The sequence below is a fragment of the Pseudomonas sp. RIT-To-2 genome (assembly GCF_029623465.1).
Lineage (GTDB): Bacteria > Pseudomonadota > Gammaproteobacteria > Pseudomonadales > Pseudomonadaceae > Aquipseudomonas > Aquipseudomonas silvicola.
This window is the reverse complement of sequence record NZ_JAPYKM010000071.1, coordinates 1-11519: the sequence shown is the minus strand read 5'-3', so window position 1 is coordinate 11519 and position 11519 is coordinate 1. Positions and strand designations below refer to the sequence as shown.

Sequence of the window (11519 nt, the reverse complement as noted above, 5' to 3'; positions counted from 1 at the left end):
GGACTTTCGGAAGTCCACGGGCTTGGGGTACAGGTACACTTTTTCGACTTTTGCGTCGGGACGCATCATGGCTGGCGGACTCCAGAAAGAAATCGGGAGCACAGCATCCGAGATCACGCAGCGGCTTTGAATGTGTGGTTTATGGAGCGGTTACCTTACAATTAAAGCGGTTAAGAGGAAGGGATGGTGTCACAATTTAAAGTTGTGCAATATGACTGGATGGATTCGTATGTGATTAGTTCTGGATTTGCTGAGGTGGAATATCGATGGGGAATATGAAAAGCCGATTGTGGAGATTTGGCATACTAAGCCGCATGCGTGAAGGGTTACGAAATGTCTCTGCCACGTCCTTGTGGCAGAATAATTATTAAATGGTGTCGTATATATGCTGCGCGAGAGCGGCTGAGTCTAAGTTTGGGACACCAATACGCCCATAGTACCGAGAGAAACCACTCAGCAGTGCCTCCGCAAATGGAGTGTCAAGAGTCGCTATTCGCTTAGTGTCAGCTGAAAAGGTGTTTATGTCTATAGTGGTTATGGACTGAAAGTCGGCAACTAATGTCGGGATGTAGTGGGTTTTAGGGAAGAACTTAAATCGTTCTGGCTGTACACCCTTTCCATCTCTGCGGTCCCTTACCAGGCAAGTAAGGGACTTTAGTGAGTATTCTGCTTCCGCAAGTTTTAATTCCTTTAACTTGATGTATTCAACTTGTTTTTCGATAGGCTCGCACTTAATAAGAACTATATTTTCAATTTTATTTTGCGCAAAGTCGCAAGCGGGGTTCATAATTACATAGTGTTGATCTTTCCAAAGGATAATGTCACCTGCGGTTGGACCTATTCCGATAGGTGGCCAAATATACATCTCGACTGGGTGCGCGATGTCCGATCCGGAGGTGGTCCCGTTTAAGAAATTTCTGATAGAATCACCTGACAGAACTGTGCCTAACCTTCGCGCCAGTAGAAAAGCTAACTCTTCCTTTGGGTAACTGTCGGTATTAGTTGACCAGAATTTATCAACGTGGTCCCAAAGATATTCGCGCTGTAACTCATGTATACGTTTGAGTAATGTCGGGAGCTTGGTGTCGAAGATGGTTGTCACGGCAAGGCGAAGGTTAGTTACATCATCATCTCCTTTAGAGACAACACGAACTACTGGGGTTTGAAGTGACTGAATTTTGTGGGCGTGGCCTGTGTAGAATACTACCGGCACGAAGTGAGATGAGCGTAGAAAGTTTAGAACTTCTTCACCCTTGTATTCTTGCTCCTTGCCGTGAGCGGTATCATCTTTTAAATCCAGGACAACAAGGTCATATTTGCTTTTGAGAGCTAATGATTTTGCTTCTTCAAAGTCTGTTACAATATCGCAAAATACGGTGGTGTCCTCATTGTCCCAAGTATCGACAAGTATTTCCTTGGTTTGCTCTGCAAGTTCTTTGTTGTCATCAACAATTAAGAAGTTCCAAATCATCATTAAACTCTCTTCCTTAGAATAATTTGGAAGCATGCGCCTGGCAAGTTTCCATGCTCAAGTAATTCGAGCGAGCCATTGTAGTAGCTCGACACGATTTCTCCAACTATTGCGAGTCCTAAGCCCGCTCCTCCACTCCTGCTAGAGTAATAAGAGTCAAATATAGAGTCTCGATCTTCGGCTGCTATTCCGGGGCCACTATCAGAGAACTCAATTTCCAGAGCACCGTCGGGTTTTCTCTCTAAAGTAACTTCGATATTTCTCTTTTCTCTATCTACCAATTGTAGCCAATATATACTATTGTCTATAAGGTTCACGAATATTTGCTGAACTTCGTGCTGGTCCAAAGTGACTAGAGTTTGGCTCTTGGGGAGCCTGTAATTAATACCCGCATCTGAAAGCTGGGTCTCGAAAATTTCGAATGAGTTTTCAATAAGCTTTTCAATATACAGCTTTGGAGGGCGTCCTGAGCGGCGTCCCCCGAGAGGTTCGATTCTTTTGAATATAGCAGCCAGTACCTTGGATTGCTTGTCTATCTTTTGTAACCTATCAAGCGTTTTCTCTATTATAGAACTGTCTTTTGTTTTTATGTACTTGGTCAGACCGCTGGTACTCATATTTGCTTGAGTGGAGATCGTTGCGAGCGGCTGCCGACCTTCGTGGAGTAGTGCATCAACTAGCTTACCTAAGGTCGCAAGGCCGCTATATCTCGCGACTACTGCCTTGATCGATTCCATCTTTGAGTGCATGTCAACTTCAATAGAATCAACTAATTCTTTCGCTTTAGCATCGGCCGGATGCTGCTTGGATAAATGTTCGCGAATATTTGATAAGTTTGGTAAACTAAATAGTGAGCCATTAGGAGCTTTGTTTGGAGTATTTTTATCGGTCTTATCTCCCTTTTTTGATACGTATCTGAGCTCTTCCATTTTTGATATAATCGTTATCATTATATCATGAAGGTCAGAGTAAGCTTGACCCTCTCTCAGTCCTTCGCGGTTAGACTGGTCTTTGAGTCCTGGATTTCCATTTGCCGATATGGATATATAGCCTACAATTTGGTTGTTGGATAACCTGAAGGTGGGTTTTAATACTCGGCGTAAATCAAGGCGCAGCCAGTCATTCTTTTGTTCGCCATAGGGCATAACCCGAAAATTGTCTCTGTAAATATTGATGCCTGCGAAGTTATCTAGGTCTTTGCGTACGCTTGCAATAGTGCCCCCGAGTACCTGGGTTATGTTCCCCAGTTCGTCTCGATCCCATACACGCAGTTCTACTTTCAGAGGCCCACATACAGGACGTGGAAGTTCATTTAGCTTTTCTTGATCAATTAGGTCTGGGTTCATAACCCATCCGCCCTTGGGGTGTAGAAAAAAGTATCCTTTCAGTTGGTGAGTTTTTCCGGTAGCTAAAATTTCGAAATCGAGTTCGTATCGACCGTCCTCAAAAACATCTCCATTCACTTTGTAGTGGGGATAGTTTATTACATCGGGAGGGGAGATTTCGCTTGAAAAATGTTCAAATCCGGCCGGCGCCTCAATTGAAATTCTGAAGTCGGACATTTCCAAAAAAGGTGAAACCAAGCGTGAAAGCCCCTGTTGAACCTCCTCAAAGTGGGTCGCACCCCATTTTTTTTTTAGGCGAGACATTTTGAGAATTGTTCCGTGGGCTTGACTAGGATCAACTAATTTTTCAGAGCGGAAAACTTTTGAAAATGTATCATTCGTAATTGAAATTGTTTCTGCTGGCTTAGAGTCTAGGGTAATTTCGACTTCATCAAGGAATTTGTCTTCATCATCAAATTGACTCCAATCAAATATGGCTACAGTTTCACTCTCGGAATTTGCTTGCCGGCTAATTAATTCTAGTTCCTCCGATAGACGTGCGCTAGCAAATCGGCCTATTCCTTTTTCACCAAGCACTCTGCGGCCTTTTTTAGATGTGTGTAAGGAAACTTTGTTCGGAGTGGCAGGTTCCATCCACGAGTTTAAAACGGTTTCCAGGCTCATCCCCTTTCCATTATCAATTACTTCAATGCAGCCAGCATCTAAGTCCAGGGGCGGGATGAAGCGAATCAATACGTCCTGCGCGTCTGCGTCATATGCATTTTTTACTAGTTCGATGATGGCGACGCTATCACTACTGATAAGTTCCTCACCAAGAGTTTTCATAATACGTGCGCGAGGTCTGAAACGGGATGGGGGAGTTTGAGTCGGCATTTTCTCGTCCTAAGAAATTAAAAATTCACGCCGCTGCGGTGGTCGTAAATTTTTTTGACTTTAAAGATTCAACGATGGCGGTCATTACCGGAGAGCAAACTGCATTGCCCATTAGTTTGACTTTGTCTCTTCTGGTAACAGCTGGAAAAATATAGTTTTCGGGAAAGCCCATGGCTTTCCGCAGTTCCTCAGGCTGTAGCATCCTCATCATATGTCCCTCCGTAGTGGGAGTAACGAACGCGAATCTATCTACTGTTGTAACGGTGCGAAGTGGTGCATCCATTGGCTGCCACCCGCCACCACCGTCAGTTCCATAATATACTATGAGAAAAGATTCATTTGGGCCTAAGGCTTTAATTGCGCGGTCAGCACGAGCAAGTGTGTCTTTCGCTCTTTTAGGTGTTCGAAGTGGTGTCATTTTGTATTGTCCGCTACGGTCTAAAATATCCCAAACAGTTGATTGGCAGATATCCGTAGGCTGAACTTCATCTGGCATTCCCAATAGGTCGGCAATCATAAATAGCCTCCGACGTCGCTGGGCAACACCAAATTGGGATGCATCGATGATTTGCTCCCGTACATGATAGCCAAGAGATTCAATTTCAGAGCGCAGCTCTTTATATCTTGGCCAAGGTTTCATATGTACAACATTTTCAAGCGTAATCCACCTTGGCCTCATTATTGAGGCGAATCGAACTACGTCAAAAGCGGTGTCTCGACTCTCTTCAGATCTTGGTTTGCTTCCGCGCGCGCATGTGTGATGTGTACATTCCGGAGAGGATATTAACAAATCAATTGGGCCGATTTTTTTTATTACTTCACTAGGGCAGAGCGGCCTAAGATCTTCATTGAAGATTTTGGCTTTAGGAAAATTTAGACGAAAAGATTCCGCTGCAGGACCCCAAATATCAATCCCCCCTACGACCTCGACTCCTGCTTGACGTGCGCCTAGGCTGCTTCCTCCCGCACCACAGAACATGTCAAAAGCACGTATGTGACCCATATCTTTTTTCCTATGTTGTCTGTAGGGCTTTGAATTCCTACGATATCTGGGCTAGATTATAAAACAGGTGCCGTCAGGGTGGCGAACCCCGGAGCCAAATCAGCTTAGGCGGTAACGTGGTATTGCTACCATATCCCAGGAGAATGGCTTTTGGCCATCAATTTTAACCGATGATGTACTCGGCATGGCTTGGACGACTCAATACCTGACCAGAGGGCACATATGTGTGCGAATATTTTTGATTCCCTCCAGCGGTCGAGGAATATGGCACGTATCCGTAGTTCAGACACACAGCCAGAAAAGAATGTGCGCTCTATCTGCCATGCCATAGGGTTCAGGTTTCGCTTGCACTGCGCTACTTTGCCTGGTACACCTGATTTGGTTTTTACTAAGCATAAATTGTGTCTGTTCGTCCACGGATGCTTTTGGCATCGCCATTCAGGGTGTAAGTTTAGTTACATGCCAAAAACAAATGTGGAGTTTTGGCTAAAAAAATTTCAGAGTAACCAGCAACGAGATATACGGGTCGAGTTGCAATTAATCTCGCTTGGTTGGCGAGTCATGGTGGTGTGGGAGTGTGAGCTTCGAAATCAGGAGCGGTTAACAGCTAGGCTACTCTCTGAAATTCCTTTGGAAAGCATGAAAGATTAGTTTAAAAAGGCTGCAACAAGCAGCCTTTTTAACGTGGATTAATCCCAGCTCAACGCCCCACCAGTCTGATACTCAATAACCCGAGTCTCAAAGAAGTTCTTCTCCTTCTTCAAGTCCATGATCTCGCTCATCCAAGGGAACGGGTTAGTAGTCCCTGGGTACTCTTCCTTCAGACCAATCTGCGACAGGCGACGGTTTGCGATGAACTTGAGGTAGTCCTCCATCATCGCCGCGTTCATGCCCAGCACGCCACGAGGCATGGTGTCCCGAGCGTATTCGATCTCCAGCTGAGTGCCCTGCAGAATCATCTGCGAAGCCTCTTCCTTCAGTTCAGCATCCCACAAGTGCGGGTTTTCGATCTTGATCTGGTTGATCACGTCGATACCGAAGTTCAGGTGCATGGACTCGTCGCGCAGGATGTACTGGAACTGCTCGGCAACGCCGGTCATCTTGTTGCGGCGGCCCATGGAGAGGATCTGGGTGAAGCCGCAGTAGAAGAAGATGCCTTCCAGTACGCAGTAGTAGGCGATCAGGTTGCGCAGCAGTTCTTTGTCGGTTTCCGGGGTGCCGGTGTTGAATTCCGGGTCGGAGATGGCGCGGGTGTATTTCAGGCCCCAGGCTGCCTTTTTGGCGACCGATGGGATCTCGTGGTACATGTTGAAGATTTCACCCTCGTCCATGCCCAGCGATTCGATGCAGTACTGGTAGGCGTGGGTGTGGATCGCCTCTTCGAAGGCCTGGCGCAGGATGTACTGGCGGCACTCCGGGTTGGTGATCAGGCGGTAGACGGCCAGGGCCAGGTTGTTGGCGACCAGGGAGTCGGCGGTGCTGAAGAAGCCGAGGTTGCGCATGACGATGCGGCGCTCGTCGTCAGTCAGGCCTTCCGGGTTACGCCAGGTGGCGATGTCGGCGGTCATGTTGACTTCTTGCGGCATCCAGTGGTTTGCGCAGCCGTCCAGGTACTTCTGCCAGGCCCAGTCGTACTTGAAAGGCACGAGTTGGTTGAGGTCGGCGCGGCAGTTGATCATGCGCTTTTCGTCAACGGCAACGCGGGCAGCGGAGCCTTCGAGCTCGGCCAGGCCTTCGGCGACGTCGAGTTTGTCGAGGGCGGCCTTGGCGCGGGCTACGGCGGCGGAGTCGTTGGAGCTCACGGCGCGGGCTTCCTTGGCAGCACCGGCACCGGCGCTGTCGAGTTTGTCCATGGCGGCTTCAGCGGCGTGGCCGGCGTTGGCGCCTTTGGCGGGTTGCTCGCCTTCTTCTTTGTCGAATTCGTCCCAGCTCAGCATGGTGATGAGGCTCCTGCTCGAGGGTCGCCCGCGGGCGACCGGATGGATTTTAAGATGAGTACTTTTACGACGTAGCGCCAAGTGGACAATACGACGTCTTGAGGAATGCAGATTCCTCGTCGATCTGGTTATAAATTCGGGATCGTTGCTGTCAGCCGGTCGAATGACCGTTGCACGCAGGCAGAGCAGAACCACGTTTCGACGTACGCTTCGGATATCTGGCGTGTGGCCCAGTTTGGAGCGCGTAGTGATTCATCGGATCTACCCTTGATTGAGGGGCGAAGTATAACGGAATTTTGCTTCGCCCGTGTTCATCGACGCCATTCCCCTCAACGTAAAGGGAAGAGGAACGGTAGCACGTACGTCGAACTTCGGTGCTCTATTGGTCGACCAGAATTATAGACAAAAATACCGTATGTGGTGTCTTTTTATTTAGGCTGCCACTGCATGTAGTTTTTTGGGCGGTGCGCGCACTCGGATTCACAGGGCGTGTTGTGGTCGCGGCCAACTGCCGCAGCCTGCTGAATCGGGCATTTGTAGATGAAAGAAGCGGCGACCACAGGGCGAGATTTTTCGGGTGCGGGCCGCTAGCGGCGCAAAGGAATCCGATCAGCGGGAGAACAGGCGTCACCGCGGAATTTCTTGAGGATCTCTTCTTTGCTGGGTAGGGGAACCTGAAGGTCCGCTTTGGTTGTATCAAAACCGGCCAAGCGCAGGCTCGCCAAGTAGTTGGATCGGCGCACTTTGGCGTAGTAAGCCTTTTTGGCCTGGAATGATGTAGGTTGCATCGTACCTCCCGTGAAGGGGGGATTTTAAGGAAGATGGAGGAGCTCAGGTCGGTTGCGGTGTTACAGCGATTGTCTGGATTCTGGATGGGCTATTCCGGAGCTTCGCCAGGTCCCAAAGGGAAAAGGTTCTTCACGGCTTGCCGGGAAAGCTGGAGGCCTGATGCGATCGCAGGCAAGCGCTCCGATGAGCATTCTGTCGGCCCGTCTTGCAACTTCGTCAAGGCCATCAGATACATGTCTTGGTTTTTCCTGGGCCTTTGAAATCGAGCGCCGCCCGCGCGGCGCTTCCCGGCCAAGGCCGGTCCCACATCTGTTCAGGGCCAGTTATGCCTGGGGCATAGCCTGCTCCGCCTTGTTTGCTCACTGCAGATCTGTGGTCGCGCCACCAACTTTCCCGGCAACCTGTGAAGCATAAAAAAACCAACCACCACCGCAAGGTGAGGTTGGTTTTTTCAAGGATGGCGGGCTGCCTGGTGTCAGGCTGCTCGCTCAAACCTTACTGGCAAGCTTCGCAATCCGGCTCGTCAATGGCGCAAGCCTTCGGCACTGGCGCTGGGCCGGCTGCCTGCACCGGGGCGCTGTCGCCACCGCTCGACACGGCGTTGAGTTTGCCGGTGTTGATGGTCGACTTCTCGGTGCTGGTCGCGGCCAGGGCACGGAGGTAGTAGGTGGTTTTCAGGCCACGGTACCAGGCCATGCGGTAGGTCACGTCCAGTTTCTTGCCCGAGGCGCCGGCGATGTACAGGTTCAGCGACTGAGCCTGGTCGATCCACTTCTGGCGACGGCTGGCGGCGTCGACGATCCACTTGGTTTCCACTTCGAAGGCGGTCGCGTAGAGGTCTTTGAGCTCTTGCGGGATGCGCTCGATCTGCTGCACGGAACCGTCGTAGTACTTCAGGTCGTTGATCATGACCGCGTCCCACAGGCCACGGGCCTTCAGGTCGCGTACCAGGTACGGGTTGATCACGGTGAATTCGCCCGACAGGTTCGATTTCACGTACAGGTTCTGGTAGGTCGGTTCGATCGACTGCGACACGCCCGTGATGTTGGCGATGGTGGCGGTCGGTGCGATGGCCATGATGTTCGAGTTGCGGATGCCTTTCTGAACGCGGGCACGGACCGGGGCCCAGTCCAGGGTTTCGTTCAGGTCGACGTCGATGTACTTCTGGCCACGGGCTTCGATCAGGATCTGTTGCGAGTCCAGTGGCAGGATGCCTTTGGACCACAGCGAACCCTGGAACGTCTCGTAGGCGCCGCGCTCGTCGGCCAGGTCGCAGGAGGCCTGGATGGCGAAGTAGCTGACCGCTTCCATCGACTTGTCGGCGAACTCGACGGCAGCGTCGGAACCGTAAGGGATGTGCTGCAGGTACAGTGCGTCCTGGAAGCCCATGATGCCCAGGCCAACCGGACGGTGGCGGAAGTTGGAGTTCTTGGCCTGTGGCACCGAGTAGTAGTTGATGTCGATCACGTTATCGAGCATGCGTACGGCGGTGTTGACAGTGCGCTCCAACTTGGCCGTGTCCAGCTTGCCACCCACGATGTGGTTCGGCAGGTTGATCGAGCCCAGGTTGCAGACGGCGATCTCGTCCTTGTTGGTGTTCAAGGTGATCTCGGTGCACAGGTTCGAGCTGTGGACCACGCCTACGTGCTGCTGTGGCGAACGCAGGTTGCACGGGTCTTTGAAGGTCAACCATGGGTGGCCGGTTTCGAACAGCATCGACAGCATTTTGCGCCACAGGTCTTTGGCCTGGATGGTCTTGAATACCTTGATCTTGTTGTATTCGGTCAGGGCTTCGTAGTACTCGTAGCGCTCTTCGAAGGCCTTGCCGGTCAGGTCGTGCAGGTCTGGCACTTCGTTTGGCGAGAACAGGGTCCACTTGCCGTCATCGAAGACGCGCTTCATGAACAGGTCAGGGATCCAGTTGGCGGTGTTCATGTCGTGGGTACGACGACGGTCATCGCCGGTGTTCTTGCGCAGTTCGATGAACTCTTCGATGTCCAGGTGCCAGGTTTCCAGGTAGGCACACACAGCGCCCTTGCGCTTGCCACCCTGGTTCACGGCCACGGCGGTGTCGTTGACCACTTTCAGGAACGGCACTACGCCTTGCGACTTGCCGTTGGTGCCCTTGATGTACGAACCCAGCGCACGAACCGGGGTCCAGTCGTTGCCCAGGCCGCCTGCGAATTTGGACAGCATGGCGTTGTCGTGGATGGCGTGGTAGATGCCCGACAGGTCATCCGGCACGGTGGTCAGGTAGCAGCTGGACAGTTGCGGGCGCAGGGTGCCGGCGTTGAACAGGGTCGGGGTCGAGGCCATGTAGTCGAAGGACGACAGCAGGTTGTAGAACTCGATCGCGCGCTCTTCACGGTTTTTCTCTTCGATGGCCAGGCCCATGGCCACACGCATGAAGAAGATCTGCGGCAGTTCGAAACGCACGCCATCCTTGTGGATGAAGTAGCGGTCGTACAGGGTTTGCAGGCCCAGGTAGGTGAACTGCTGGTCGCGCTCGTGGTTGATCGCCTTGCCCAGTTTTTCCAGGTCGAACTCGGCCAGAACCGGGTTCAGCAGTTCGAATTCGATACCTTTGGCCACGTAGGCCGGCAGCGCTTTGGCGTACAGGTCGGCCATTTCGTGGTGGGTGGCGCTCTCGGCCACTTCCAGGAAGCCCAGGCCTTCGGCGCGCAGGGTGTCCATCAGCAGGCGGGCCGTCACGAACGAGTAGTTCGGCTCGCGCTCTACCAGGGTACGGGCGGTCATCACCAGCGCGGTGTTGACGTCTTTCAGGGCCACGCCGTCGTACAGGTTCTTCAGGGTTTCACGCTGGATCAGGTCGCCGTCGACTTCTTCCAGGCCTTCGCAGGCTTCGGTGATGATGGTGTTCAGGCGGCCCATGTCCAGCGGCGCCAGGTTGCCGTCGGCTAGGGTGATGCGGATGCTGGGGTGGGCATCGACCGGTGCTTCGGCGGTGGTGCGCACGGCGCGTTCCTTGGAACGGGCGTCGCGGTAGATAACGTAGTCGCGGGCCACTTTCTGCTCGCCGGCACGCATCAGGGCCAGTTCTACCTGGTCCTGGATTTCTTCGATGTGGATGGTGCCGCCCGAAGGCATGCGACGCTTGAAGGTCGCGGTGACCTGTTCGGTCAGGCGCGCCACGGTGTCGTGGATGCGCGACGAAGCGGCAGCGGTGCCGCCTTCAACTGCGAGGAACGCTTTGGTGATGGCGACGGTGATTTTGTCGTCGGTGTAAGGCACGACGGTTCCGTTGCGCTTGATCACGCGCAGCTGGCCCGGCGCGGTGGCGTTCAGATCCTGGTTGGATGCTGGGGCCTGGGGCGCCTGGCCTTGCGGGTTCTCGCGAGTTGTGTCGGTCTGCATCTGTGTCTCCACATTCTTAATGTTTGTTTGGGCGCCATGGTGGCGCCCACCGTTCCGTCCTGAAGCCGAACGCCCGATGACCTGTGATGGGAAACGTGGCAACGGGGCCTCCACTGATGGGGCCCTGTGCTGCACGACGTTGTCACACCCCCCGGGTCACCGGGTGCTCATGCAACTGGACAGGGGAGGGGTTTCGCCGGAAATCCCGTCCCTGGTGAATAATGCGTTGCTGCGTGTTGAACATACTGCTTCCCAGGTGGAACGAGGTTCGTTCGCCAGGGAGTCAAACGGCCTCTCGCGTGTGCGCCAAGGCCCTGAAATAAAGTCGCTTGGTCGGAATTAAAAAGGCCGAGTCAAGACTTGAGTTTTGCGCTGGAGTTGTGCTTGGCTTTTGATTAAAAACCCAAGATGTAGTGGTTTCCAGCGCCGGGGATACAAGATAGTGCGGTATGGGGCTTATTGCAACAGAGTGTTCTGTGGATAACTTGTGGGTAATTTGTGCAGGAAAAGGTACTCGTTTGCGTAGGCCGCGTCCTACCTGCCTGGGGCTGTGACGCGGGGGTTTTTCTGCGGCAAAAACGCCTGTCGGAATTTTGCGGGCGCGCACCCTACCATAAAAAAATGCCGATACCGAGGCGTTTTTGGCATGCTGTGACCAACCGTATGGGTAAGGAGCCAAAAATGAGTTCAGACTGGGCCACCGGGCCCTGTGCGGGGTTGATGCA

The 11519-nt window shown here is 52.4% G+C and carries 7 protein-coding genes; 1 reads left to right on the top strand and 6 read right to left on the bottom strand.

The window, feature by feature from the left end; translation table 11 throughout:
- Positions 1 to 367: 367 nt before the first annotated feature.
- From QBK88_RS30190 to QBK88_RS30180, 3 genes are read right to left on the bottom strand one after another with little or no spacing between them, the layout of a single operon-like run.
- Positions 368 to 1474: a response regulator gene (locus tag QBK88_RS30190; RefSeq protein WP_277964959.1), complete on the bottom strand. Its 1107-nt coding sequence runs from the start codon at positions 1472 to 1474 to the stop codon at positions 368 to 370.
- Positions 1474 to 3690: an ATP-binding protein gene (locus QBK88_RS30185; protein WP_277964958.1), complete on the bottom strand. Its 2217-nt coding sequence runs from the start codon at positions 3688 to 3690 to the stop codon at positions 1474 to 1476. Before QBK88_RS30185 ends, QBK88_RS30190 begins: the two co-directional genes overlap by 1 nt.
- 25 nt (positions 3691 to 3715) lie before the next feature.
- Positions 3716 to 4693, bottom strand: a complete 978-nt coding sequence (locus QBK88_RS30180) for a DNA cytosine methyltransferase (RefSeq protein ID WP_277964957.1) — start codon at positions 4691 to 4693, stop codon at positions 3716 to 3718.
- Between the two features lie 222 nt (positions 4694 to 4915).
- On the opposite strand from QBK88_RS30180, the gene QBK88_RS30175 reads away from it, so the two are divergent.
- The gene (locus QBK88_RS30175; protein ID WP_277964956.1) at positions 4916 to 5344 is read left to right on the top strand and encodes a DNA mismatch endonuclease Vsr; all 429 of its coding nucleotides are present in this window, start codon (positions 4916 to 4918) and stop codon (positions 5342 to 5344) included.
- Between the two features lie 38 nt (positions 5345 to 5382).
- Here QBK88_RS30175 and QBK88_RS30170 read toward each other — a convergent pair whose 3' ends face one another.
- The 3 genes from QBK88_RS30170 to QBK88_RS30160 all read right to left on the bottom strand — a co-directional run bounded on the left by QBK88_RS30170 (position 5383) and on the right by QBK88_RS30160 (position 10794).
- Entirely contained in the window at positions 5383 to 6630 is a 1248-nt protein-coding gene (locus QBK88_RS30170) for a ribonucleotide-diphosphate reductase subunit beta (protein ID WP_158158622.1), read from the bottom strand.
- Between the two features lie 587 nt (positions 6631 to 7217).
- Positions 7218 to 7418: a YhfG family protein gene (locus tag QBK88_RS30165; protein WP_277964955.1), complete on the bottom strand. Its 201-nt coding sequence runs from the start codon at positions 7416 to 7418 to the stop codon at positions 7218 to 7220.
- 496 nt (positions 7419 to 7914) lie between these two features.
- Positions 7915 to 10794 (bottom strand): ribonucleoside-diphosphate reductase subunit alpha, encoded by a 2880-nt coding sequence (locus QBK88_RS30160; RefSeq protein WP_277964954.1) that lies wholly within the window; start codon positions 10792 to 10794, stop codon positions 7915 to 7917.
- Positions 10795 to 11519 lie beyond the last annotated feature (725 nt).

Excerpts from the sequence above, each read along its gene's own strand:
- QBK88_RS30190 (WP_277964959.1), bottom strand. The coding sequence starts at position 1,474 with ATGATGATTTGGAACTTCTTAATTGTTGATGACAACAAAGAACTTGCA.
- QBK88_RS30185 (WP_277964958.1), bottom strand. The coding sequence starts at position 3,690 with ATGCCGACTCAAACTCCCCCATCCCGTTTCAGACCTCGCGCACGTATT.
- QBK88_RS30180 (WP_277964957.1), bottom strand. The coding sequence starts at position 4,693 with ATGGGTCACATACGTGCTTTTGACATGTTCTGTGGTGCGGGAGGAAGC.
- QBK88_RS30175 (WP_277964956.1), top strand. The coding sequence starts at position 4,916 with ATGTGTGCGAATATTTTTGATTCCCTCCAGCGGTCGAGGAATATGGCA.
- QBK88_RS30170 (WP_158158622.1), bottom strand. The coding sequence starts at position 6,630 with ATGCTGAGCTGGGACGAATTCGACAAAGAAGAAGGCGAGCAACCCGCC.
- QBK88_RS30165 (WP_277964955.1), bottom strand. The coding sequence starts at position 7,418 with ATGCAACCTACATCATTCCAGGCCAAAAAGGCTTACTACGCCAAAGTG.
- QBK88_RS30160 (WP_277964954.1), bottom strand. The coding sequence starts at position 10,794 with ATGCAGACCGACACAACTCGCGAGAACCCGCAAGGCCAGGCGCCCCAG.